Source organism: Cryobacterium sp. (assembly GCF_026786305.1).
Taxonomy (GTDB): Bacteria; Actinomycetota; Actinomycetes; order Actinomycetales; family Microbacteriaceae; genus Cryobacterium.
This window is the reverse complement of record NZ_JAJAYI010000074.1, coordinates 25987-51067: the sequence shown is the minus strand read 5'-3', so window position 1 is coordinate 51067 and position 25081 is coordinate 25987. Positions and strand designations below refer to the sequence as shown.

Sequence of the window (25081 nt, the reverse complement as noted above, 5' to 3'; positions counted from 1 at the left end):
GGCGCGACCGGTGCGGCCGACGCGACCGGTGCGGCCGACGCGACCGGTGCGGTGGGCGCGACCGGGGTGACCGACCCGGAACGTAGCCCGGAACCTGAACCTGATGAGCCAGAACGAGAACCAGAACCAGAACCGACTGCGGTCGCGTCCCGCGCTGCTTGCGCCGCCGCGGCCTCCGCTATCGCAGCAGCGGAGGCTTGCGCCCGCGCGAACGCGGTGGCCGCAGCTGCCGCGTCCTCGCCTGCGTGGAAGCTGCGCTCGGCCTCGACCGTGGTGTCTTTGAGCAGGGCGAGCTGTTCGAACAGCTGGCTCGACTTGCGCTGCTGGGTGTCATACGCGGTCTGGGCGGCGGCGGAACTGGTGGTGGCCGCATTGAAGGTGGTCTTGGACTCTTCGGTGAGACGTTCACGTTCCTTGGTCGCCGATGCGGCCTGCTCCCCGAGGGACTCGGCCGCGTTCTTGTCCTGCATGGCCTCGGTGTAGATCCGCTCCGACTGTTCGCTGAGTTTGCTGGCCGTGCCGAGCTGGTTGAGCAGGTCGTCAGCACTGTTGCCGTTCAGAAACAGATTGAGCGACAGACCGTTTGCGCCGGATTTGGCGAGGTGCGCGGCGATCAGGCCGGCGCGCATCTTCGATGTCGCCGCGCTGGCTTCGGCCGTTTCAGCCTGCTCGCTGAGGCTGGTTTCCCGCGCGCTGGCGGCATCCAGAGCGTCTTGCGTCACACGGTAAGCCTCGGCCGCAATCAGGGCGGTCGTCACGGCCTTCGCGGCCTGGGCCGCCAGGCCATCGAGCAATTCGCCGAGAGTCGCGATCTCCGCCTGCTTGGTCGACTCGTTCTGCTTGGCCTTTTCGACGTCGTTCCAGCTCGGGTAGTCGGGGGCGGCGAAAGCGGCGCTGCCGGCTGCGGCAACGGTGGCCGTGACCGCCGAGACCGCACCGATGGCCACGGCGGAGAGCAGCCGTTTCGACTTTGAGCGAACTCCTGCGCGTGCGGTTGCGGTGTTCTGTGCGGTGGTGCTCTTAGCCAAGTGATGCTCCCCGGTCGGCCATGAATGGAACGGGATTGATGCGGTTTCCACCAATCCACACTTCGAAGTGCAGGTGGCAGCCGTTGGCGGCTCCGGTGTCACCGGAACTGGCGATGAGCTGCCCGGCCGAGACCGTCTGGCCGACGCTCACGCTGAAGCCGCCGTCCCGAATGTGGGCGTACCCGGTCGACACGTTGTCGCCGTGGCTGATCTTCACAAAGTTGCCGTAGGTGCCGAGGCGTCCGGCCCAGGTGACAACGCCGGCGTGGGCGGCGTAGATGGGCGCGCCACAGCCGGTGCCGAGGTCGGTCGCGTAGTGGAAGCTGCCGCTGCACTCGCCACCATTACAGATGACCGATCGGGGTCCGTAGCCGGCGGTGATACGTCCGCTGGCCGGAACACCCCAGCCGGACATGCTCACCGACCCGCCGGAGCCACCACTACTCGCGGCCGCCGCCGCCGCCGCTGCCGCCGCTGCTCTGGCTGCCGCTGCTGCTGCCGCGACACGAATGGCTTCCAGGCGGGCGCGCTCGGCCACACCGGCTTCATACCCGGCTGTAGTCGTGGCCTGGGCGTCGCGCATGAACTGCAGTTGTTGTTCCAGCTCGACGCTCTTGGCTTGGGACTCGGCGAGGGCGTTCGCTGCAGACTCGGCCGCGGCCTGGGCAGCCGCGAGCGCCGTCTCAGCGGCGAGGCGGAGGGTTTCGCGCTCGGCTTGTGCGAGCTTGGCCTGGTCGCCCAGGGACTGCGCATTGTTGGTGGCGGACTGCGCCTCGTCGTACACATCTGAGCTGCGCTCGACGAGCTTGCTCATGTTGCCCAGTTTCGCCAGCAGCAGGTCGGCATCGGCGCCGTCACCCTGCCCCTCGAGGAACAGATTCACGCTCAGATCGGTGCCGCCGGTGCGGTAGAGCTGGGCGGCGAGCTGGCCAGCCTGCTTGGTGGCGGCATCCGCTGTGGCCTTGCTGGCGTCCGCCTGCAACTGAATGTCTTCGGCACGGCGGGTGGCGTCGTCGAAATCTTGCTGGGCGACCTCGAGCTCGTTGGCGCTCTTCTCGGCGGAGGCCTGAGTCTCTTGCACCCGCTCCTGCAGGCCGGCGATGAGATTCTCGATAGCGGTCACCTGCGCGGCGGCCGAGGCGGTGTTCGCCTTGGCATTCTGCAGGTCCTGCCACGAGGGGTAATCGACGGCGCGGGCCGAGGATACCGGGCTCACCAAGGTCACTAGAAGGGTCATGGCCGCCACGATGCTGGTCAGCGCCAGGGTGTGTCGTGGCCACCGATTGGCCACACGCAAGCGGCGAGCAGGTGTGTACGTACCACGGCCAATCACGGTTCTCATATGAATCATTGTTTCCCAACAGGCTTTTGGCAGTCGCAACGTGCGCCGGAGCGGACTCCTCAGAGTAACAAGGTGGGCACGGTTCGCCCAGTCCTACTGGTGAATCTAACCCGCGAAATGCTCGCTGGCCCGGCTATTTGCGGGCGCGCTGTGAACGAACGTCGCAAATTGATCAATATTCCAGCGGATGTTGCGCGCGCCGATTTGGCCTCAGCCCCACAAGACCGTATGCTTACTCTTCGGCAGCCATGACGTCTATGGCTCACGGCCCCATCGTTTAGCGGCCTAGGACGGCGCCCTTTCACGGCGTTAACACGGGTTCGAATCCCGTTGGGGCTACGCAAACAGCACGTGCACGAAGTCGCAAAAAAAATAGAATAGTCTTACCACGTGCCTCGCACACAGATTCGCAGTTTTGCAACGAGGCCCTGTAGCGCAGTTGGTTAGCGCGCCGCCCTGTCACGGCGGAGGTCGCCGGTTCAAGTCCGGTCAGGGTCGCAAAGGCAATAGCCCTTTCGAAAGGAAGGGCTTTTTTCCTTAGAAGAGGCGTTTTGACGCGTCTTTGGGGCCCTGTAGCTCAGTTGGTAGAGCGTTCGACTGAAAATCGAAAGGTCACCGGATCGACGCCGGTCGGGGCCACCACTAAAGCTCCCGTTCACACGGGAGTTTTTCTGTTTAACCGCCCGTCAGGTTTCGGTGTTTTTCGTCCCAAACCCACACTTTGCCCACATTTGCGGCACGCTTCACTCGCCTCCCAGGGCGAAAAGAGAGCGGGTCGGCAACTGAGATCGAGAGTAGAGCTGTTTGAGCGTACCCGTCGTGATTCGAGAGCTGGAGCAATGTCGATTCGCGAGTTTTCTCGGGTGCATGCGGAATTTGTGCAGCAGCTCGTGGCCCTCGAATCCATCGCGTGGGCGACTACCTGGTCTCCCACGCTCACGTTTCACCCGACGAAAAATCTCGGCCTGCCCTCAGACCTCGAGGCCATCGCCGTTCCGCGCCGGCGTGCGTTTTTATCCGAACCAACCAAGGGAACGAGCCATGAACAGTACGCCGTCAGTGATCATGTTCGACGGCAACGAGACCCTCTCCCCTATGTCTGCCCTTCACGCCCGGTTCATGGAGACCGCCGCTCCGGCCTATCTGGCCCGGGTCTGGTTCGCCGCGCTGCTGCGGGACGGGTTCGCCCTCGCTGCCGCGGGTGGAAGCGCGAAATTCTCGCCGATCGGTTCGAAGATTCTGCGTGGGGCGCTGCGCGACGTCGCGCTGACGCGCAGTCTCCAAGGACCCGGACCGGTGACAGCGCTCAGATCGCTCTCGCCGAGGCGGTTTTGCCCGGCGCAACCATTGGGCACCGGCTCCTAACTTTGCACGAGAAGCCTGCGACGCTCCCCTGCGCGGGCACGCCGACGATTTTCAGCGAGGGTACCGACGCGTTTTCGAGCGACGGCCGCACGAGTGACCTGGCCTGACGGTTTGAGCGCCCACTTCTGCTCCGGCACCGTGCCACGTCAGGGTTCAGGGCGCACCATCGACGAGTTTGAGGCCGACTATGCAGCTGATCAGGCCGAGCAACAGGGCGATCTTCAACCACGACACGCTCGCATCACCGCTGATCATCGCCCAGATCACGGTGAGCGCCGCGCCGACCCCGACCCACACGGCGTAAGCCGTTCCGATCGGAATCTCCCGCATCGCCCAGGCCAGACCGGCCATGCTGAGCGCGAGCGCACCACCGAAAATGACGGTCGGCCACAACTTGGTGAAGCCCGCGGACTTTCCGAGCGCCGTCGCCCAGACGGCTTCGAGAACCCCGGACGCAATAAGCACAATCCACAACATGGCTGATACTCCTCGGCCAGTCTTGTCGCGTTCCGGGTACTGATCCGTCGTCCGGGGCCGCGTTCCACGACCTGCTTCGACCGTAGGCACGCCGACTGGGCAACGCCTGTGTAGCAGTGAAGCGCCGAGGGGCTTAGGCCATGAAGGCCCGGTAGGCGGGGTCGTTGGCGCGAAGCACGCGCAGCACGTTCTGGTGGCCAAGCTTGGCGAGGTCGGCCTCGCTCCACCCCCGACGCTCGAGCTCCGCGAACAGGTTCGGGTATTCCGACACGTTGGCCAGGCCGACCGGCATGTCGGGGCAGCCGTCGAAGTCGCCGCCGAGACCGATGTGATCGACGCCGGCCAAGCTGCGGGCGTGCTCCACGTGGTCGGCAACGTGCGCCACGGTGACCACCGGCTTGTCACCCACCGAACCATTATCTTCCCAGCTCCGGTAGTCGGCCGAGATGAAAGCCGGTACGAAGGTGATCATCTGCACACCGTCGTTGGCGGCGAGCTGGGTGAGAATCACATCCGGCACGTTGCGCGGGTGTGGATTGAGGGCAAAACACGAGGAGTGGCTGAAGAGAAGGGGAAGCGCTGTGGCGTCGAGGGCGTCCTGCATGGTGGCAGCGGAGACGTGCGACAGGTCGACCATCATGCCGATGCGGTTCATTTCCGCAATGATGGCCCGTCCGCGCTCGTTGAGGCCGTTATGGGTCACATCGCCGACAGCAGCGTCAGCCCACTCCGTCGACGAGTTCCAGGTCAGCGTCATATAGCGCACGCCCAGTCGCGCGTACTCGCGGAGCACAGCGAGTGAGTTGTTCATCTGATTACCGCCCTCGACCCCGAGGAGCGACGCAACTCTTCCGCCGTGCTGGGCTCGCTCGACGTCGTCGGCGGTGACGGCCCGTTCAAAGTCAGCGGGATAAGCCGCAATCAGACGGTGAATGAAGTCGATCTGCTCCAGCGTCGCCTGCACCGAATCGGTGCCCTCAAGATCGGTGTGCACCCACACCGACCAGAACTGGCCCTGCACCCCTCCTCGACGCAACTTGGGGACATCCGTTTGCAACTGACTGCCCCTCGAATCGTGCTCAGAGTCCAGCCCGGTAACGGAATAGTCACGATGCTCGCGGCAGGCCCAGGCGAGGTCGTTGTGCCCGTCAATAACGGCAAATTTCGGAATTCTTACGGTCATGTGAACTCTTCCCGGCAATCGATGCGCTCCGACCAGCCTAGGACCCCTTTCATCGGGCATTTCGTGTACTCGGGCAGAAGGCACTCCGGCGCAGCGAACCTGATTTCAGCCCGCAATACCGGGCATTGAGACGGCAGTAGCCGCTCTGCAGGCACACAGACCCCGCAGGCTCCCCCAGACAGGGGATTTTGACCCCCGTAGAGGTTACAGCGCCGCCTACTTGAATCGGGGTAGTGTCTGCCAGTAAGTTGCTGAGAAAGAATCATCTTCCTACGCCGCGCTCCATCGAACGACAAGTGCCAGCATTGTCAACTTGTCATTACGACCACCTGTTCCTGTAAACCCGACTGCAGGGAATGAAAACGTGACATCCACACCACCCCGCGGATCCACCCCCAGAATCACCTTCACGAGTATTTGCTCCACCGCACTACACCGGCTACACGTGGCACCGCTTTCACGTTCGACCATAGGGGGAATGACTTATGAGTGAATCAGATTCACCCGCGGCCTTCGCGCAGTCGCTGCCCCTGCGCCGCACCCCCAAGCTTCGGCTCGTTGACCAGGTGGTATCGGCGCACACCGATATTGCGGTCGATACCCCCTCCTCCGGGCTGATCTGGGCGCGGCGGTATCGCACCAAGCTGAGACTGACCGATGTCACCTTCATTGTGCTCGCAGTCGGTGTTGCGCTGGTCTCTCGGTTCGGCGTGGACGGTATTCCGGCAGTGCCGGGATCGTTCAGCGCCAACTACTGGCTCGTGTCGCTCCTGATCGTGGTGACCTGGCTCACGACCCTCGAGCTCTTTCACACCCGAGACTCCCGCGTCGTCGGTGTCGGAGCGAGCGAGTACAAACAGGTCATCAACGCTAGCGCCGTGACCTTCGGCATGCTCGCCATCGTCTTCCTGATCTTTCACATCGACATCGCCCGGCTCTATTTTGTTCTGGCGCTTCCGCTCGGCATTCTCGCATTGGTTCTGGAACGGTGGCTGTGGCGCAAATGGCTGCTGCACCAGCGCAAGTTCGGCCACTACCTCTCGCGCGTGATCGTCGTCGGAAACCGCGATGACGTTGAATACGTGGTCAGTCAGATCGACACGAAGGCTGGCGCTGCCTACTACATCGTCGGTGCCGCTCTCGAAGACGGCATCGGAGACGAGATCTCGGCGGGCGAGCGCATGGTGCCGATCGTGTCCGATTTCGAGCATGTCGCCGCTGCGGCGGCCGCTATGGGCGTCGACACGGTCATCGTGGCCGGGCAGCCCAGCGGCGGCAGTTCCTACATTCGTAACCTCGGCTGGGACCTCGAGGGAACGTCTGCGGAGCTGGTTCTCTCCAGCCGGTTGACGGATGTCGCTGGTCCCCGCATCCACTTTCGTCCGGTTGACGGCCTCCCGCTGATCCACGTCGAAATTCCCCGGTTCGAAGGGGGGCGCCATGCCCTCAAGCGCACCCTGGACATCGTCACAACGGCCCTCGCCCTGTTGTTCTTGCTGCCCGTGCTCGCCGTGATCGCCGTGCTCATCAAACTGGACAGCCCGGGACCCGTGCTGTTTCGGCAGGAACGGTGCGGCCGCAACGGACAAACGTTCCGCATGATCAAGTTTCGTTCCATGGTGCGGACGGCGGAAGACGACCTGGCCGGCCTGCTCGACCAAAACGAGGCCGCGGGGGTGCTGTTCAAGATTCGCAACGACCCTCGCATTACCAAGATCGGTCGAGTGCTGCGCAAGTACTCCCTCGACGAGCTGCCCCAATTGTGGAACATTTTTGTCGGCGAGATGAGCCTGGTCGGACCGCGCCCGCCACTACCCGAGGAAGTTCAGGTCTACGAGACCCACGTGCACCGCCGTCTATACATCAAGCCCGGACTGACCGGTATGTGGCAGGTCAATGGCCGCTCCAATCTCAGCTGGGAAGACAGCGTTCGGCTCGACCTGTACTACGTCGAGAACTGGTCACTCGCTGGCGACCTGATGATCATTTGGCGCACCTTTAAAACCGTCATCCAACCAGTTGGGGCGTATTGACATGACCGCGGGGACCGAACGCACGGCGCCGACCAGACACCGGCGTCTGAGTATCGCAATGATCGGTACCCGCGGAGTACCCGCAGCCTATGGTGGCTTTGAAACTGCCATCGAGGAGATCGGTCGACGACTCGTCGACCGCGGCCACGACGTGACCGTCTACTGTCGCCGCACGGCCCAGCCGGTGCCAAAAGAATACCTCGGCATGAAGCTCGTTGAACTGCCGGCGCTGCGCCACAAGATCCTCGAGACCTTGAGCCACACCGGGCTGTCGGTGCTTCACGCGACCCTGCATCGCCCGGCCGATGTCGCTTTCGTGTTCAACGCCGCCAACGCCCCCTTCGTTCCCTTGTTGCGGCTGCGCGGAATTCCCAGTGTCGTGCACGTCGATGGGCTCGAATGGAAGCGCGATAAATGGGGCGGCGCCGGTCGGCGATACTATCGCTGGGCCGAGGAAGTCTCGGTACGTGAAGCGGATGCCCTCATCGCCGATGCTCAGGGAATCGTCGACTACTACCGGGACGAGTTTTCCATTCCGACGGAGCTGATCTCGTACGGCACCCGAATTTTGCACGACACCCCGACCGATCGACTCTTTGAACTCGGACTCCGCCCCGGCGGCTACCACCTCGTCGTCGCCCGTTTCGAGCCAGAGAACCACGTCGACGTCATCGTCGAGGGATACCGCGCAAGCGGCGCGCTGCTGCCTCTCGTCGTCGTCGGCTCGGCACCGTATGCGGCCGATCACACCACCCGCATCAGCGACCTGGCCGCATCCGATTCCCGCATTCACATGCTCGGCAGCGTCTGGGACCAGGACCAGCTCGACCAGCTCTACACGCACGCCAGCACCTACCTGCATGGTCATTCGGTCGGCGGCACCAACCCGTCCCTCTTGCGGGCGATGGGTGCCGGCACCAAAGTCATCGCGTGGGACGTCGTCTTCAATCGCGAGGTACTCGGCGCCAATGGTGCCTACTTCTCGCGGGCGGACTCCCTCAGCGCCCTGATCGAAGACGCCGAGGTCAGCCCCGAGCGAGTCGCGGAGGTTGCGGCGGCACTGCAACAGCGCGCCGAGCAGCTCTACAACTGGGACAGCGTCACGGCCAGCTACGAACAACTCGCCCGGCGCGTGGCCGTGGGCTACAGCACCCGCCGCCAAAGCAACGGCCGCGCCGGAGTCTCGGCCTGGAGCCTTTCCGACAGCATGAGCCCACAACCGTCAACCGCACCGACCAGGGGGATCACATTATGACCAGCTCTCCAGCTCAGGCCACGAGGGTGACCGAAACCTACTTCGACACCGTGCGCCGATTGTCCTCCGCGCAAAAGACCGCTGCCCGTGGGGCGCCGGCGTATTCCGTCTACGTGAACCGCCGGGTTGGCCGGTACCTCGCGGCCGGCGCATTCCGTCTGGGCCTGACCCCGAACAACGTCACAGCGATCAGCGCTGGCTTCACCTTCTGCGCCATCGGCCTGCTCGCGATCGGTGAGCCGAGTTGGTGGCTCGGAATCGTCGTGTGGCTGTTGCTCGCCACCGGGTATGCCTTCGACTCGGCCGACGGCCAGGTCGCGCGATTGCGCGGTGGTGGGTCGCCCTCGGGTGAATGGCTCGATCATGTCGTTGACTCCATCAAGATCTCCACTTTGCACCTGGCGGTGCTCATCACGATGTTCTCGCACTTTCCGCTATCGAATTCGGCCTGGCTGCTCGTGCCGATAGGGTTCACGGCCGTGGCCGCAGTGTCATTCTTTGCAATGATTCTGAATGACCTGCTCAAGGCCAAACATGCGCCCTCAGCGCCGCTCTCCGCGGCCCCCCGCACCGTAGTGCGGTCCCTTCTCGGTGTGCCAACCGACTACGGCGTGCTCTGCCTGGCCTTCGTGCTGCTCGGGGCTCCGCTGGCCTTCCTCGGCCTGTACGCCCTGCTCTTCGTCGCCAATGCGCTTTATCTCGCGCTCGCGCTCGGCAAATGGTTTCGGGACATGACCGCGCTGGGTCGCGCCGGAGTGGCCCGACCGTAGCCCGGCATTCGCTGTTCTCAGCGCGTGAGCCTGCCGTGTAACCCCTTCTGGGGATGCTCTCTCGTGCGTTCAGAGGTGAGTATTAGTCAACGTGATTGTAGTGTGGGGCCAACCGGACGGAGATAGCTGTGGAACCAATCGACTATTTGAGAACCATCACGAGACGGTGGCTGCTCATCGTCATCGTGGGCCTTCTCGGCGGTGCGGTGGCGTGGGGTTATGCGGCCACCCTCCCCGCGCAGTACCAGGCTACCAACAGCGTCTTCGTCACGAGCGACCGGGGTGAGACCACCAGCGAGCTTCTGCAAACGTCAACGTTCACGCAAAACCTCGTGCAGTCGTACGCGCAACTCGCCACGACGCCGACCGTTCTGGAGCCGGTGATCAGCCAGCTCGGATTGAACATTTCCGCCCAGGCCCTCGCTTCCCGCGTCACCGCGGTTACTCCCATCAACACCGTGTTCATCAACATCACCGTCACCAGCCGATCTGCGGAGCAGGCCGTGGCCCTATCCGATGCCGTCTCTAGTTCCCTCGCCACCACGGTGGAGAATCTGGCGCCGAAGGGACCCGACAAACTGCCGTCGATTACGGTCAAAACGGTTTCTCCCGCGCAGCTCCCCGGTAGCCCGTTTGCACCGAACACACAGCTCATCATCATCACCGGATTGTTGCTCGGGCTCGTTCTCGGCGTCCTCTACGCCCTGGCCCGCGAGGTGCTCGACACCCGCGTGAGCACGGAAAAAGACCTCGACCGGGTCTCGTCCGATCCCCTGCTCGGGATTGTCGGTCGCAAGAAGCGCACCGACCCGGCCGGCCTGGTGATGCGGGTGATGCCGCACAGCGCTCTAGCCGAGGCCTACCGCAGGGTGCGGGCCAACCTGGAGTTCATCGACGTGGACAGCCCCCCGCGCAGCACCGTGGTCACATCGGCGGTCACGCGCGACGGCAAGTCGACGACCGCGATCAACCTGGCCCTCGCCATGGCGGAACGGTCCTTGCGGGTGCTGCTGATCGATGCCGACCTGCGGCGCCCGTCGATCGCCGAGCTGTGCGACCTCGAAGGCGACGTGGGCCTCACCACCGTGTTGCTCGGCGATGTCGGGCCCGACGATGCCATCGTGCGCTGGTCGGACGGGCTCGACGTGCTGCCGTCCGGCGCCGTACCGCCCAACCCCGGGCAGTTGCTCGGTTCGGCGGCGATGAAGACCCTGATGCAACGCCTGCTGCTGGACTACGACTTCATCGTCGTTGATTCGCCGCCCCTGCTGCCGGCCACGGATGCCCTCGGCCTATCGCACCTCACCGACGGCGCCATCGTTGTGGCCCGCTACAAGTCGACCACCCGCCAACAGTTGGCGACCACTCTGGAATCACTCGAAGCGGTCAATGCCCGCATCCTCGGCATCGTGCTCAACCAGGTGCGTGAACGCCGCGCCGAGGTGTACTACGGGCCGCTCGCTCCGGTAACCGGCGTCGCCCCACTGACTCCGGGTACGGCCAACCGGGTCACGGCCACGAGGACACCTCGCACCACCTTTGATGAGACGGGCCGCCGCAGCTCCCGCACGTCGGAATCGACGCGGTCGTCGTAGTGCGGGTCCTCCAGTCGTTTCCGGAGGGCCGCGTTACGACGAACCCCTACCTGCTGCAATTGAGCCGGTCACTGGGCCCGCACGTGGAGGTGCTCGGCTTCACCTGGCGCCGTGCGCTCACGGCCCGGTACGACGTGTTCCACGTGCACTGGCCCGAGATTCTGTTGCAGGGTCGTACGCCGGTGCGGGCACGAGCCAGACGGATGCTGTTCCGCCTGTTCTTGGCGCGGCTGCGGCTGCGTCGTACCGCGGTTGTGCGCACCGTGCACAACGTGCGCAGCCACGAATCAGCGCCCCGGCGCGATCAACGGTTGCTCCGACGCTTCGACCAACGCACCACACTGTGGATTCGGCTCAACCCCTTCACCCCGGTGCCGGCGGGCGCGTTGGAGCGCACAATTCCGCATGGCGATTACCGGGACTGGTACTCGGCCCAGACGCCAGGCGCTCCAGTGCCGGGTCGACTGCTCTACTTCGGGCTCATTCGCCCGTATAAGGGCGTAGACGTCCTCATCGATACTTTTCGCCAGCTCGGCGCCGGCGCTCCTGGCGACTCCACGTCGGCCGTCACGCCGACCCTGCGCATCGTGGGGTCTCCCCAATCGAGCGAGCTGGCCCAGCGCCTGCAGCTCGCCGCGGCCGGCGACCCACGCATCGAGTTCGTGCTGCGCCACGCGAGCGATGCCGAGCTGGCCGACGCCATCGGTGCCGCCGAACTGGTGGTATTGCCGTATGCCGATATGCACAACTCCGGCGCCGCCCTGCTGGCACTCTCGCTCGACCGGCCGGTATTGGTACCCCGGAACGCGGTGACCAACGCACTGGCTGAGGAGGTCGGTGCCGAGTGGGTGCTCACCTATTCCGTACCGCTGTCGGCTCGGGTTCTGGCCGATGCCATCGCGGGTGCCCGGCGGCCGCGCAGCACGCGTGCACCCGCCCTCTCGCAGCGCCGCTGGACCGTCGGGGCAGCCGACCACGTTGAAGCGTATGGCCGAGCCGTTCAGGCTCTGCGCTCACGCTGACCGCACCCGATAGTCGGGCCCCTGGCTCAAGCGCCGGCGAACAGCCAGGCGTCGGCAGCGAGGCGACCGTCAACGGCCGGCAGATCGTCGGCGGCGGGGCGGGGGGCCTGCAGTGCGTGCACCACGGCATCTGCCAGCTGCTGCGGGGTGCAACCCGGCGCGACCACGTCGTGGCCGTGCTCAGTAAGCCAGGTCGCAAGCCCGGTTTCGGTCGTGGTCACGATGTGGCAGCCGTGCGCGAGTCCCTCGACAATCGGCAGGCCGACCTGTTCGCGCCAGGTGGCGGTCGGCTGGCTGGGTAAGGTCAGCACGCGGGCGCGCCGCAACTGGCGATGAATCTCGCCGCGCGGCGGGTCGATCAGCAGCTCGATCGTCGGGTCCCCCGCGACGGCCTGCCGCGCCCGATTTTCCAGGGCGCCCTTGCCGATGAGGGTGAGCCGTGCCTGGGGAAGCGCCGCGGTCACGAGCGGCCATGCTGCGAGAATGTTCGGCAGCCCCTTGCGGGGGGCGAACGCCCCGAGAACCACGACCCGGCTGCCATCGACGTCACCGTCAGGCGTGCAGGTGCACCGGGCCGGCAAGGCCGGAATAACGGCAGAGATGGCATCCCGGGTGGGTTCGGGCAGGGCTGTGCGGTAGGTGACCCGGGAAGCATCCGTTCCGAAAACGATGCGGTCGGTCTGCCGCCAGACAAAGCGGGCGGCGACTCCGTTGAGGCCACGGCGCAGTCGTGCCCGTGCGCCGAGCTCGCGTTCGAACGGGTCGGCGTTTTCCAGCGCGTAACTCTCGATGATCGCTCGGCGACCGCCGAGCAGGGCCCGGAGTCGGAGGGCGCTGATCGCCAACGCGCTGGCCCACACGCTCGAGAGCATGAGCGGTTCGCCAATTTCGAGCGTCGTGACCGGGGAACGAGCCAGAAGCCAGGCAGCGCGCAGCGGGTGAGCCTGCACGACAACGAGGCCCCGGGCGAGCTCCTCGTGAAAGTCATACCTTTTAATACGGAACAGAATGACGGCCGGCGGCAGTTCATGCGCTCGTTCGAGGTGGGCGCTGCGCAGGGTGCGGTACAGCCGTGCCCGGTCGGTCCGAATGCGGCTGCTAGCCACGCTTGTACTCGTGGTACACCGACCCCACCGAACCGGCCAGCATGCCCGCGCCGCGGGCGGCCGTACGCAGGCCGCGGGCACGCAACGGCACCTGGCCGACGACCGATCCGGCGAGGTAGCGCACGATCCCGCCGCAGACTCGTGCGACACCGCGCGCTTGCAGGTTCAAGCGCACGAGGATGCGCCTGCCGTTTTCGGTTTCGTCGAGATTAATGCGACTCCAGGTGTTGCCCATGCGAAACGCCCGTTGCAGCACCCATTCTCGGGTGAGGCGGTCCACCGGCACCACATCGATGACGATGGCTTCGTCGCACCAAATCATCTGCCCGCCGCGTTGGTGCAGCTGCCGGGTAAACAGCGAATCCGACCCGCCGGAGAGCCCGAACCGTTCGTCAAAGCTCAGCCCCAATCGACGCACCTGGGCAAGGTCGAGCAGCAGATTGTTTGTTGCGGCGAGCGAGACCGGCGTGCCGGTGGTGAACCGTCGGCGCTCGAAGAAGCCGCCGGCCCGAATCCACTGGTCGGGTTCGGTGTCGAACTGCGAGAGCACCGGGCCAACGACGGCTGCGGGCCGGTAAGTCGAATAGGTGTCGAGCAGTTGCACGAGCCAGTGGCTGCTGGGCCGTTCGTCGTCGTCGATGAAGATGAGGAGGTCGGCGTCGCGGCCTTCCTGCAGCGCACGGTTGCGCGCCGAGGCGATACCGGGGGTCGGTTCGTGCACGTAGCGGATGGACGCCCGACGAGTCGATGCGGGCTCCGCCGCCTCCAACCAGCTGGTCTCGGCCACTAGGGCGCGAGCTCCGGCGTCGGGATCGTTGTCGATGACGACGATCTCCACCGGCGCGAGCACCATGTCGGCCTGGTCGAGCAGCGCCGGCAAGAGCTTTTCGAGGTCGGACGGGCGACGATAGGTCAGCACGGCAATCACGACGCACTGGTCAGTGGTGGATCGGTTGACACGTGACATGACCAACCCCTTCTGTAATGGTGCGATCGGTGCAGATCCTGCAGAAACGAAACGGTGCGCTCGTGAACGAGGCCGGAATCAATTGGCTCGCGTCACGATCAGATCGTCAAAGGTGGCGGTGACGGGCGTCACCGTGGCGGTCGACCCGAGATAGAAGGCCAGACCGACGGCACCGGATGTCTGCATAGCGGCGGTTGAATCCGTTACCGTAATCTGCCAGGCCGCCGGCTCTGGAGTGCCGAGCGCCCAGACCTTAGCTCGAATCGTGGTCGGCGCCGACCCGGTGACCTGCATCCGCAGCTGCACTGCACTTCCGGTCGTGTACGTGAGGCCGGCGATGTTCAGGGCTTTCAGGCTGGTCGCACCGCGCATGAGCTGCAGCTGCACCACTCCGGTTGACAGGTTCTTCATGCGCACCCGATAGTCGTCCGTACCGACCCGGCGGCCGATCAGCGAGGTGTACGTGCCGGATCCGGTCGCATCCTGCTGAAGAGTCGTCGTGACGATCATGTCGGTGTCGAGCAAGGACACGCCGGAGAGATAGGCGTTGACGGTGGCTCCGGCGGCGGCCCTGAGACGGCCGACGCCCCCGCTCACCGAGTAGTTCGATGCCGTACCGGTGGTGGTCCAGGCTCCGCCGGTGTCGGCGGTACCCAGACCGGTTGCCACGGTGCGCGTGAACGCGTCGGTGGCCAGCGGAATGTTTGGATCCACGTTCGGCACCACGACCGTTTGCGTTGTCTGCGCGGTGGCCGTGGAGTTATCGGTCACCGTGAGGATCACGTTGTAGCTGCCGGGGGACGCGTAGGTGTGTGACGCCCCCACACCGGTACCGGTACTACCGTCACCGAAGTCCCAGCTGTAGCCGGTGATGGTTCCGTCACTGTCGGTGGAGGCGGAGGCATCCGTTGCAATCGCAAGCGGTGTTACCTGATAGCTGAACGCCGCAGTCGGTGCCACATTGGCCGGCGGGTCTGTGGCATCGACCGTGCGGCTCGTGACCGTGCTGGCCCCGGCATTGTCGGTGACGGTGAGGGTGACGAGGTAGCTGCCGGCGGCCGCGTAGGAGTGCGTTGTTGTGGCTCCGGTTGCGGTGCTGCCATCACCGAAGTTCCAGGCGTAGCTCGTGATGGTGCCGTCGGAGTCGGCGGACCCCGCCGCGTCCACGCTCAGACCGCGATAGGTGATCGCGCTGCTGAATGAGGCGGTCGGCGGCACGTTGGCCAGCGGACCGGATCGACCGATCGAGTTATGCCGGGCGATCGCACTGGCACTGAGGGCCGTATTGTAGACGGCAACTTCGTCGATGTCGGCGGCGATGTAGTCACTCGCTGGTCGGTTGGTCCAGCCGCTGAGGTTGTCACCGCCAATGCGCCAGTACCCCTGAATCGGCGCGGCCGTGGTTGTGTCGGTGCGCTGGGCGGCCAGCACCCCATCGACGTACAAAGACATTCCGTTCGCACCGACCGATGCGACGATGTGGTGCCACTGGCCGTTGTTGTACGACGCGGTCGTGTTGACCGTGCGCAGAACGCCGGGCTTCACGCCGAACCAGAGGCGCCCGGCGTTATCCATGTAGACGTGGCGGTCGTAGGCTGCGGAAGCGCCGGTCACAGCGCTGCCCAGCCCGATGATTTTTCCACCACGGGTGGTGGTGGTCTTCACCCATGCTTCGACAGTGAAGGCGTCTCGGGGCGTCTCGAAGGCCGAGGAGGCGGCGGTTCCCGCTGTGGTTCCACTGAACTGCGAGGCGGTGCCCGAGTCCGCCGCGAGCGCGCCCGCGACATTTCGGGTGACGCCAGTACCGGTGGTTTCATTTGAGGCGGCAGCCCAGTCGTAGGCCGTCGTTCCGCCCGGTTCGCCGAGCGGCCAGTATGACGTCGGCGAGTCGCTCTGCACGGTCTTGGCGTAGGCGTTGTACTCGCCCGAGCCGGCGGCGGTGACGCTAGTGGGGTTGCCGGTTCTCACATTGCCGAAGGAGTCCCGCACCCGCACCCGGTAGGCGTAGCTCTGCCCCGGTGTCAGCCCGGTGTCGGTGAATCCCATGGGCGGCCGAGACCAGTCGGTCGACAAGCCCGCCACCGTGCCGACGGAGACTCCGTCGCGCAGCACCTCGTAGGTGAGCCGTTCGTTGTCCCGATCGAACGCGGCTTTCCAACCAATGCGGGCGGTGCCGGCCGACAGGGAATCTACCGTGGGTACGAAAGCAGATGCCGCGAAGGCTGCGTTGGCCACGCGCGGGCCTTCCTTGTTGGGGGCGATCGCCGTGCTGGCGAAGCGAACCAGGCCCTGCTGACCCTTGTTGTTGACGTTGGTGAACTCGCCCCCGTAGAGCAGGTACTGCCCATTCCCGGTTATCGTCCAAGGCCCCTGGCCCTGGCCGGTGAACGTGCCCGAATTGATTTCGGGGTAGAACGTCAGGATGCTCGGGCTGGGCTTGCCGGTGAAGCTGGCATAGCTGCCGACGGCGTTGGGCGTGAGAGTACCGGTTGCCGCCATCGAAAAGGTCAGCGTGCGGTGATAGGAGCGCGGCGCGGTCTCGACCGGTCCACCCATGTTGCCGCAGTAGTGAACGTGACCGGTGGTGTAAACGACGTTACCAAACGGCACCGCGGAGTAGGTGTCACCGTGGCAGTCTTCCATCCAGACCAGCGATCCGTCGCTCCAGTTGACCCGAAAGGTGCCCTCGAAGTTCGCGCCGCTTCCGTAGTCGTATCCGGTGCCGAAGGCGCCGTCAGCCGATGAGGTCAGGCTCGTGATGGCTCCGTTGACGCCACCATTACGAATCAGAGCGTTTACGGCCCAGGGCAGGGAAGCTCCGGTAACCGAGTCCGTCGCGGCCATACCGTAGCCGGGAGTATCGCTGTTGTTGTACGAAGTGAAGGAACCACCGATGAGAACCTTGGTGCCGTCCGGCGAAATCGCCATGGCGTTGACCGACCCACCGACCGGATTACCAGTCCAGCCCCGAATTGCACCGTTTGACGCGTCAAACGCGGCGGTTTGATTGCGGGCGACCCCGCTCGCCGAGGTGAATACACCGCCCACATAGACGGTGTCGCCATAGCTGGCCAGACTTTTCACCGACGCGTTGACCGTTGGGGCCCACGACGAGACGAGGGTGCCGCTGGCGGTGTCGAACGCTGCCAGACGATACCGGGTCACCCCTCCGACCGTGGTGAAGAATCCACCGGCATAGAGTCGGGTGCCATCGGCGGATGCCGCGAGCGATCGAACGGCACCGTTGAGGTCGGGATTGAAGCTCATGTTGAGTACGCCGGGCGTGAGGTTGTACGCGAGCAAATTGTTGCGCACGACCTCGTTGACTCCGGCGGCCGAGCCGGCGGGCCGGGCCTTGGTGAACTCGCCTCCGGCGTAGACCGTGTTGCCGATAATCACCTGGGACCAGACGACCCCGTTGATCTGGGTCGTGGGCAGTGCATCGGCGGCAACGGTGACGGGTGTACGGGAATCCACCGGGCTGGTGTCGGCCTGTGCCATGAGTGGTGCAGTCACGCCACCCGCCAGCACGGTCACGAGTACGGTCACGAGCGCGGTCATGCTGGTCAGCGCGCGTAGCCAGTGGGCACGCGTCGGCCGAGCACCTCCCGCACGTGAGTGGGTCCCGTCGCGCAATGAGAACATGGGCGGGTTGTCATGCAGGCGAGACGCGGGGAGAGTTCGCACGAAGATTCCTTACTCGGGAGCAGCTGCCGGGCAGTCGGGTAGCCGGAGCATTTCTCGGAGTATAGTGAGAATCTTTCACTGATGGATGCCCCCTTTCCGGGGGTACATCCCCCGCACGCCCAACGCGGCCGTCAGGAGTCGTGATCAGCGCGGGGCTGCGCCCTCGAAAAGCACGATCGGCACGCCCACGGAGTAGTCCACGGCGATGCGCACCTGGTCGCGTTGGTCGCTCGGCACGGTGAAAACGAAGACTCCCTGCTGGGTCGCGCCGGGCGCGACCGAGTCGGGGAACGGGGCCCCGCCCGAAGCCGTCAATTCGGTGGCGGGACTCTGCCCGGCGCCGAAAAACAGGTTGACGACCGTGGAGGTCAAAGACACGGTGTCTCGCGTGTCATTGCGCACGGTCACGCTAAAACGCAAGGAAGGACCGCCCACCTCGCCCGGCCCGCGTGCAACTCCGTCGACCGCCTCGAGTGTGCCGATGCTGAAAACCACGCCAGGTAGGGCCGCGGCGGAGTCGGTGAGCGGAACGGGAGCCTGCGCGGCAGGCGGGGCCGGTTCGGCCACGGCGCCCTCGGTCGGCGCGGGAGCGGCAGCCGGAGGCGCCGTTGGAGACGGAGTGAGTGACGGGATGGGCGGCGGGGTGGGCGACGGCGCCGCGCTCGGCGTGGCGGTTGACCGCTGGCTCGGCGTAGGGCTTTCGCTGGTTTCCGCCGCGTTCGGGGCGGCCCCGTTCGACGCGGCGACGCCGGCGACGACGAGCACGACGATGAGCACCGCCAGCCCAGCGGATGCAACGATCCACCAGACGCGCTGTCGATTGTTCGGCTTCCCGCCCATGGTGGGGCCGGAGCTGTTATCGACGGGGTGGCGCACTGACATGGTGGATCTCCAAGTTGCTCGGGTAGTCACACAATCGGGGAGAACCGTCGTGCAGCTGTTTAATACGTTGCAGTTATTAATACACGGGGTTCACCTTGATTCCTAGGGGGTTCGCGAGCCCCGTACGGGGGTATCCGCTCACGCTGTACAGTGTGAAAAACTGACACCCGATCAGCATTCGAACAACGAGGCGACAGACATGAAAATTGCCATTCTGCACGGCAGCAATGATGCCTACGGTGCCTCCAAGGTGCTGTGCCAGGAAGTGGAATGCCTGGTGAGCCTCGGGCACGACGTGCTCGTCGTGGTTCCGCACACCGGCCCGCTGGCCACCCATTTGGCGCATTTCGGTGCTGCAGTGTCGGTCGTCGTTGACCCGTCGCTCGTGGTGTTGCGTCGCAGCAAATTGACCGACCTGCTGCATCCGCTGACCCTGCGTCATGACGTGGCCCGCGCAGATGTGGTGGTGCTATGGACATTGGCATTGAGCGCGTACATTCCCCTGCTGCGGTTGCGACGTCGACGATTCTATGTTTCGGTGCACGAACTGCTCTTGGGTCGAGTTGGCGGCCTGCTCGTGCGCATCCTGTTGGCCTCCGGCAACTTTCCGGTGTGCGCGTGCAGCGAAGCCACTGCAGCGTGGTTGAACGACCACGGTGTTGGCCGTGATCGCCTGACGGTCACCTCTCCGGTGTTCAGTGCCGTCGAGGCGGTCCCGGACCGCACCGTGCATGATCCGCTGACGCTCGCCGTCGTGGGGCGGGTCAACGGACACAAAGGACACCTCGAGGTCGCCCAGGCACTCCAATCGTCGGCGCTGTCCGGTTGCGGCTGGCGGCTTCTTCTTTTTGGTGCGCCGTACCCCGGACAGGATGACGCCTTGCGTGCCGTCCTGGCGCTCGTGAAACGTGACCCGCGCATCGAATACCGCGGTGAAGCGGCCTCCGTGGCAGCCATCGCCGATCAAATCGATGCCGTGGCCTGTTTTCCATCAACACCGGAACCGTTCGGGTTGGTGCCGATCGAAGCCTGGCGGGTCGGCGTGCGTTCGGTCGGCTTTGCGGACGGCGGCGCCGGAGAAGTTCTTCCGGTCGTCGGCGGCCTCGGGGTGCGCCGCACCGACTCCCCCGACCGCGATATCACCGCCGCCCTCGTCGACCTGGCCGTGGCGGTGAAGGCGCATTCGCGCCTGCCCGAACCGGCCCAGGTCAACCCGCTCTTCTCTCAGGACCGCCGCCGCAACCTCATCGCTCAGGTCGTGACGCAGAGCTAGGCGGCGGGCACCTCTGGGATCGGCAGGAGAGTGTCGTCCGGGGCCGGCTTCAGCTCCGGCGCCCGCGGATCTTGGGGCAGTACCGGCTCAGGCTTCACCTCCGGGACGGGTGCGGGTGCGGGTGCGGGTGCGGGTACGACGTCGGGGACCGGCGCGACCTCCGGCGTCAGCGTTTGATCGGGGGCATTTGTCGGCACATCCGGCGTGATGGTCGCGTCGGGAGCCGTCTTGTTCGCGGCGCCGGTCGCCTTGATACCAGCCGAGGTTCCAGTCACCGTGTTGCCGAACGGATCGGTGGCCCGCAGTTGATAGGTATACGTCGTTCCACCCGATCGCCCGGTGTCAGTCCAACTGATGGTTGGCCGCTTCCAGTCCACCGACAGCCCGGTTTGTGTGCGCACCACGACACCGTTTCGCAACACCTGGTACGTGAGCTGTTCGTTGTCGCGATCATAGTTGGACTTCCAGGTGACCTTCACCGAGTTCGCACTCGGGGTGCTGAGCGTGGGCTGAAAGTTGCTACCCGTGGCCTTCGGACCCTCCTTGTTGGGCGCGATCGACGACACCGCGAAGCGCACGAGGCCTTGCTGCCGTTTGTTGTTCACGATCGTGAACTCACCACCGTAGAGAACGTATTGGGAGTTTGCCGCGAGATTCCATGGGCCCTGCCCCTGGCCGGTGTACGTTCCCGTGTTGATGTCCGGATAGAACGCCAGCAGGGTCGGCCTCGGCTTCCCCTCGAAGTTGAAGTAGCTGCCGCCGGTCACGTTCCGGGTGATAGTGCCGGTGGGAGCCTTGGTGAAGGTCAGGGTGCGGTGGTAGCTGCGCGGGTTCGTCTCCCCGAACCCGCCAATATTGCCGCAGAAGTGGGCGTGGGCGGTGGTGTACACCACGTCTCCGACCGGCACGGCCGAGTAGGTATCACCGTGACAGTCTTCGATCCAGACGGTGTTGCCACTGCTCCAACTGGCCCGGAATGTGCCCTCGAACATCGCGCCGGGACCATAGTCATACCCGGTGCCATAGACGCCATCGGCATCGGAGGTGAGCGACAGGATGGCACCGTTGGGCCCGGCATTCTTGATGAGCTTCCCGATATTCCAGGTCATGCCGGCTCCGGTGCTTGAGTCTGTCGCAGCCATGCCGTAGCCGGGAGTCGTCGCGCCGTTGTACGAGGTGAAAGAGCCGCCAATGACGACCCGATCGCCGTTCGGTGAGACCGTCAGCGCGTTCACGGCGCCATCGGGAATGGTGCCCTTCCAAGCGCCCAGAGCACCGGTGGAACTGTTGAAGGACGCCGCCTTTTGTCGACTTTGTCCGCTGGCCGAGGTGAAACTTCCACCGGCGTATACCGTGCTGCCGAAGACGCCGAGGGCGCGCACCGTTCCGTTCGCTGTGGGCTTCCAGTCCGTCAGCAGCGCCCCGGTCGCCGTGCTGAAGGCCGCGAGCCGCGTGCGCGCTACCCCGCCGACGGTGCTGAAGCCACCACCAACGTAGATGCGCGATCCGTCAGGGGAGGCGGTAATCGCCCGCACGACGCCGTTCAAACTGGGGTTGAACGATGTCATCACTCCGGTCGACAGGTTGTAGGCCATGAGATTGTTGCGCGACACCTCGCTCGTGCCGGCTGATGCTCCTGCCGGACGCGCCCTGGTAAATTCGCCGCCGACGTAGACCGTGTTTCCCACGATCACCTGCGACCACACGACGCCGTTGATCTGCGCCGTGGGCAGGGCATCCGCTGCAACGGTCTTCGGGGTGGAAGCGCTGGGCGGTGACGTGTCGGCCTGGGCCGCTCCCGTCCCGGTAAATATAGCGCCGACAAGAACTGCCGGTGCGACCAAGGCTGTCACGGGAGAGCGAAAACGCCACAACATAGGAGAGCCTCAATTTCTTTTGGTCGGTGGCCTCGAAACGACCCCCGGTGTGTGGGAATTATACTCAGTTTCCTTTTTTTCCCAAGCCGCATAATCGAAATTTGCAGGGCCAAAAATTGGCGCAATTATGAAAGAACCGCACCGGATGCTGCGCCAGCCACTGTGACCGGTGACCGGTGACCGGCCACAGTGACGCGCCGCATTGCACCCTAGTCACGTCGCTGGATAGACGTTAGGATTCCTCACTACTTCCACATAATTCTCCTACCCGAATCCTGCCGCGCACGCGGGGCAGCCTGAGAGAAATCTGAGCACTTTATGGCCGCAGAATACCCCCTCCCCCACCAGCCAGACGCCGACGGGGCGAAACCTCTTCTCATCGGCTACGCCGCTGGCGGGTTCGATCTCTTTCACGTGGGCCATCTCAATATTCTCAAGCACGCCAAGAGTCAGTGCGACTACCTGATCGCCGGCGTGGTGTCCGATGAAATGCTGGAGCTGACGAAGGGCGTCACCCCGGTGGTGCCCTTGGTCGAACGTCTCGAGATCGTGCGACACATCTCATTCGTCGATGAGGCTGTTGCCGAGGTCGTAGAAGACAAAATGGAGACCTGGCGCCAGCTGCGATTCGATGTCTTTTTCAAGGGTGACGATTGGCGTGGCACACTACGGGGTACACGCCTCGAGCATGAATTTGCGACTGTCGGCGTGGAAGTCGTGTATTTTCCGTACACGGTCAACACCTCCAGCACGATGCTACGCCGAGCGCTCGACGCGCTGACGCGACCGGATGCCACGGCACGCTGGCAGGCGAAAACGATTGAGGGCACCTCCTAGAGCCAGCCACCGCCCCCGCCACCGCATCGACCAAAGGGCGGGTGCGCCGGTTACCCCGGGTGAACTACGACCAGGGTGTCGTCGGGCGTGTAATAGTTGTGCGCCATCTTCACCTTCGTGGACGACTGGGCAATCACCGCGCAATCATCGACCCGAGTGTTACGGCCAAACGTGTTGTCACTGATGACCACGCCCTGCAGGGGGCCGTACGCTTTTTCAGCGAGGTTGATCGAGCATCCACCGCCATCGGCGAGGTTATTCGTGATGGTGAGATTGGACACGTCACCGCGGTCCTGGGTGACCTGCACGGAGGCGTTCCACGCATCGGTTAGCCGATTGCCGTCGATGCGAATGTTCGACCCTTCCTGAATCTGAATGGAATCGTCATGGCTCGGCGTTCCGCCCTGATTCGGGTCCCGGTCGTAGTGTAGGTTGTCGTGCACCCACGAGTCCGTGATCGCGACGTTTCCACCGGTCAGGTGAATGCCATCAATCACACCGTGAATGTTGAGGCGGGTTGCCTCAAAGTTATAGCCGTAGATGCCTTGCACGTCGGGTGACGGCGTGGAGGGAAACAGTTCGGTGTCGATGATGCGCAGATTTTCGAAGCCTCCGAGATTACCAATGAGGGCCATCGGACCGCTCAGGTCCCGTCCACGCACGATCGAGTTTCTAATGGTGACATTGGGCGCTTCGATCTTGACCATGCCGCGAATGTCCAGGCCGTCAATGACGGTTCCGGCCTTCGTGATTGTCAGGTCACCGTTATGCACCGTCAGCGCGGTGCCGGCAGGCACTCCGGTATTGCTGGCGTTCGGTGTGCCTCCCGTCGATGGTGGAGTCGGCACCGGAACGGGAGCCGGAACCGGAACCGGAACCGGAACCGGCACGGGGGCGGGCGCGGGGGCCGGCACCGGCGCCGGGGCCGGAGCAGGAACGGGAGTAGGAGCTGGCGCTGGCGCCGGCTGCGGCGCGGGCGCCACAACCGGCGCTGGAGCCACCGGCGGAAACAGCTGCGCCAGGAGCCAGCGCAACTGGGCCGGGGTCAGGCCCGTTTTCGACGCGGTGTCGGCCGCGGGGGTCACCACCGGGTCGGCGACCCACGAGGAGATCGTGTAGTTCGCCTCCGACGGTTCCGTGGCTTGGGCGGGCGCGATCCCAATGAATGCACCGGTCAGTCCCAGGGCGACAGTGGCGATGGCCGTCGTGCGCGCACGACTAAACCGGGAACGAACGTTCCTGGGGGCGGGTAAGCCGTGGATTAGTTTCGAGTTGAGTTTCATAAATGTAATTTCGTGTCCTGCACACGTTTCGGGACGTGTTGGGCGGGGCAGCTGAAGGGAGCCGCCGGTCGTTGGTACAGCTTTCCGTATCAGAAAGAGTTGGTCAAACGGAAAGTTGTGAATACCTTGAGGCGCGCGAGCGCGCTACGGGCTGCCCCGACACGGGAGCATCGGTTACCGCACAGTGCCATTGGGCACAGTGCTGATCATGTGGCAGCCGAAGGGCGGGCTACCCGGCATGCACCGAGACGATTGTGCTGTCGGGTGTGTAGTAATTGCGTGCCGTGCTGATCTTGGTCGTACTGGGCGAAATAATGGCGCAGTTGGCGACCTTGGTATTGCGGCCGAACTTATTGTCGGTGATCACGGTGCCGTAGACGGGGCCGTACGATTTCTGGGCCACATTGATGGTGCAGGCTCCGCCATCAGCGAAGTTGTTCTTGAAGGAGAAGTTCGACACGTCTCCGGTGTCCTGGGTGATCTGTACCCCGGCATTGTGGGAGCCGCTCAGGGTACTTCCATACACCGTGATGTTGCTGCCCTTTTGAATCTGGATGGAGTCATCATGGCTCGGTTTGCCGCCCTGATTCGGGTCACTGGCGTAGTGCAGGTTGCCGTGCAGCCAGGAATTGGCGATAGTGACGTTACTGCCGGTGAGGTGAGCACCGTCAATGACGCCGTGGATGTCGACGCGGGTCAGGGCAAAGTTGTAGCCGTAGATCCCATTGATATCGGGTGACGGCGTCGACGGGTACAGCTCCGAGTCGATGATCCTCAGGCCGGAGCGCCCACCGAGGTTGTTGACCAGCGCAGCGGGAGCACTGACACTCCGTCCGCGAATGATCGAGTTTTTGATCGTCACGTTGATCGCGTTGATCTTGACCAGGCCGCGAATGTCCAGTCCGCTGATGACGGTGCCGGCCTGGGTGATATTGAGATCGCCAGTGTGCACCTTCAGGACCGTACCAGAAGGAACTCCGGTGGTGCTGTCGCTCGCGGTGGCGATACGCACGACGCCTCCGGTTGCAGCCTGAGCCGGAGCGGCCAGGCCGGCCAGGGGGATGAGCAGGGCGAGGGTGACGGCGGCCACGAAGCTCGG

General features: G+C 64.4%; 19 protein-coding genes, 3 tRNA genes and 1 riboswitch. Of the genes, 11 read left to right on the top strand and 11 right to left on the bottom strand.

The genetic code is table 11. From position 1 onward, the window contains the following. Together LH475_RS09630 and LH475_RS09625 are read right to left on the bottom strand one after the other, a co-directional pair. Window positions 1-1028: hypothetical protein (locus tag LH475_RS09630; protein ID WP_297413668.1), on the bottom strand; the 1028-nt coding region annotated here is incomplete at its 3' end. Then, window positions 1021-2265 carry a M23 family metallopeptidase gene (locus LH475_RS09625; protein WP_297413666.1) on the bottom strand — a complete coding sequence of 415 codons (1245 nt, stop codon included), beginning with the start codon at window positions 2263-2265 and terminating at the stop codon, window positions 1021-1023. The genes LH475_RS09625 and LH475_RS09630, both read right to left, overlap by 8 nt. Window positions 2266-2636: 371 nt before the next feature. Here LH475_RS09625 and LH475_RS09620 point away from each other — a divergent pair. From LH475_RS09620 to LH475_RS09605, 4 genes are all read left to right on the top strand, one after another. Further along, a tRNA-Glu gene (locus LH475_RS09620) sits at window positions 2637-2709 on the top strand. Between the two features lie 85 nt (window positions 2710-2794). Then, a tRNA-Asp gene (locus tag LH475_RS09615) sits at window positions 2795-2868 on the top strand. A 68-nt stretch (window positions 2869-2936) separates the two neighbouring features. Then, window positions 2937-3012, top strand: a tRNA-Phe gene (locus tag LH475_RS09610). Between the two features lie 399 nt (window positions 3013-3411). Continuing rightward, complete coding sequence (locus LH475_RS09605; protein WP_196844729.1) at window positions 3412-3735, top strand: hypothetical protein; 324 nt, start codon at window positions 3412-3414, stop codon at window positions 3733-3735. 153 nt (window positions 3736-3888) lie between these two features. Here LH475_RS09605 and LH475_RS09600 read toward each other — a convergent pair whose 3' ends face one another. After that, window positions 3889-4212, bottom strand: a complete 324-nt coding sequence (locus LH475_RS09600; RefSeq protein ID WP_196844730.1) for a multidrug efflux SMR transporter — start codon at window positions 4210-4212, stop codon at window positions 3889-3891. A gap of 11 nt (window positions 4213-4223) precedes the next feature. Beyond that, a riboswitch (guanidine-III (ykkC-III) riboswitch) is annotated at window positions 4224-4287 on the bottom strand. Between the two features lie 58 nt (window positions 4288-4345). Further along, window positions 4346-5395 (bottom strand): dipeptidase, encoded by a 1050-nt coding sequence (locus LH475_RS09595; RefSeq protein ID WP_297413663.1) that lies wholly within the window; start codon window positions 5393-5395, stop codon window positions 4346-4348. Window positions 5396-5880: 485 nt separating this feature from the next. Between LH475_RS09595 and LH475_RS09590 the strand changes: the two genes are divergently transcribed. From LH475_RS09590 to LH475_RS09570, 5 genes are all read left to right on the top strand, one after another. After that, a complete protein-coding gene (locus tag LH475_RS09590; RefSeq protein WP_196844732.1) occupies window positions 5881-7428 on the top strand; it encodes a sugar transferase in 1548 nt (515 codons plus the stop codon). A gap of 1 nt (window position 7429) precedes the next feature. Next, on the top strand, window positions 7430-8683 hold the full coding sequence (locus tag LH475_RS09585; RefSeq protein ID WP_196844733.1) for a DUF1972 domain-containing protein: 1254 nt from the start codon (window positions 7430-7432) through the stop codon (window positions 8681-8683). Next, complete coding sequence (locus tag LH475_RS09580) at window positions 8680-9453, top strand: CDP-alcohol phosphatidyltransferase family protein (protein ID WP_196844734.1); 774 nt, start codon at window positions 8680-8682, stop codon at window positions 9451-9453. Before LH475_RS09585 ends, LH475_RS09580 begins: the two co-directional genes overlap by 4 nt. A 128-nt stretch (window positions 9454-9581) precedes the next feature. After that, on the top strand, window positions 9582-11048 hold the full coding sequence (locus tag LH475_RS09575) for a polysaccharide biosynthesis tyrosine autokinase (protein ID WP_196844735.1): 1467 nt from the start codon (window positions 9582-9584) through the stop codon (window positions 11046-11048). Further along, complete coding sequence (locus tag LH475_RS09570; RefSeq protein ID WP_297413660.1) at window positions 11048-12070, top strand: glycosyltransferase; 1023 nt, start codon at window positions 11048-11050, stop codon at window positions 12068-12070. Before LH475_RS09575 ends, LH475_RS09570 begins: the two co-directional genes overlap by 1 nt. Window positions 12071-12096: 26 nt before the next feature. Here LH475_RS09570 and LH475_RS09565 read toward each other — a convergent pair whose 3' ends face one another. The 4 genes from LH475_RS09565 to LH475_RS09550 all read right to left on the bottom strand — a co-directional run bounded on the left by LH475_RS09565 (window position 12097) and on the right by LH475_RS09550 (window position 18712). Then, entirely contained in the window at window positions 12097-13176 is a 1080-nt protein-coding gene (locus LH475_RS09565) for a glycosyltransferase (protein WP_297413658.1), read from the bottom strand. Then, entirely contained in the window at window positions 13169-14143 is a 975-nt protein-coding gene (locus tag LH475_RS09560) for a glycosyltransferase family A protein (protein ID WP_196844738.1), read from the bottom strand. Before LH475_RS09560 ends, LH475_RS09565 begins: the two co-directional genes overlap by 8 nt. Window positions 14144-14221: 78 nt before the next feature. Further along, window positions 14222-17704 carry a PKD domain-containing protein gene (locus tag LH475_RS09555; protein WP_297413655.1) on the bottom strand — a complete coding sequence of 1161 codons (3483 nt, stop codon included), beginning with the start codon at window positions 17702-17704 and terminating at the stop codon, window positions 14222-14224. A 270-nt stretch (window positions 17705-17974) separates the two neighbouring features. Further along, window positions 17975-18712, bottom strand: coding sequence for a hypothetical protein (locus tag LH475_RS09550; RefSeq protein ID WP_196844740.1), 738 nt, complete (start codon window positions 18710-18712; stop codon window positions 17975-17977). Between the two features lie 199 nt (window positions 18713-18911). On the opposite strand from LH475_RS09550, the gene LH475_RS09545 reads away from it, so the two are divergent. Beyond that, complete coding sequence (locus tag LH475_RS09545) at window positions 18912-19985, top strand: glycosyltransferase family 4 protein (RefSeq protein WP_297413653.1); 1074 nt, start codon at window positions 18912-18914, stop codon at window positions 19983-19985. On the opposite strand, the gene LH475_RS09540 is transcribed toward LH475_RS09545, so the two are convergent. Then, window positions 19982-21862 (bottom strand): hypothetical protein, encoded by a 1881-nt coding sequence (locus tag LH475_RS09540; RefSeq protein ID WP_297413651.1) that lies wholly within the window; start codon window positions 21860-21862, stop codon window positions 19982-19984. The two genes, LH475_RS09545 and LH475_RS09540, sit on opposite strands and share 4 nt — an antisense overlap. 318 nt (window positions 21863-22180) lie before the next feature. Here LH475_RS09540 and LH475_RS09535 point away from each other — a divergent pair, with 318 nt between their 5' ends. Next, window positions 22181-22699 carry an adenylyltransferase/cytidyltransferase family protein gene (locus LH475_RS09535; RefSeq protein WP_196844743.1) on the top strand — a complete coding sequence of 173 codons (519 nt, stop codon included), beginning with the start codon at window positions 22181-22183 and terminating at the stop codon, window positions 22697-22699. A gap of 50 nt (window positions 22700-22749) precedes the next feature. Here LH475_RS09535 and LH475_RS09530 read toward each other — a convergent pair whose 3' ends face one another. Further along, window positions 22750-23982, bottom strand: a complete 1233-nt coding sequence (locus tag LH475_RS09530; protein ID WP_196844744.1) for a right-handed parallel beta-helix repeat-containing protein — start codon at window positions 23980-23982, stop codon at window positions 22750-22752. A 229-nt stretch (window positions 23983-24211) separates the two neighbouring features. Further along, a complete protein-coding gene (locus LH475_RS09525; protein ID WP_196844745.1) occupies window positions 24212-25072 on the bottom strand; it encodes a hypothetical protein in 861 nt (286 codons plus the stop codon). Between the last annotated feature and the right edge of the window lie 9 nt (window positions 25073-25081).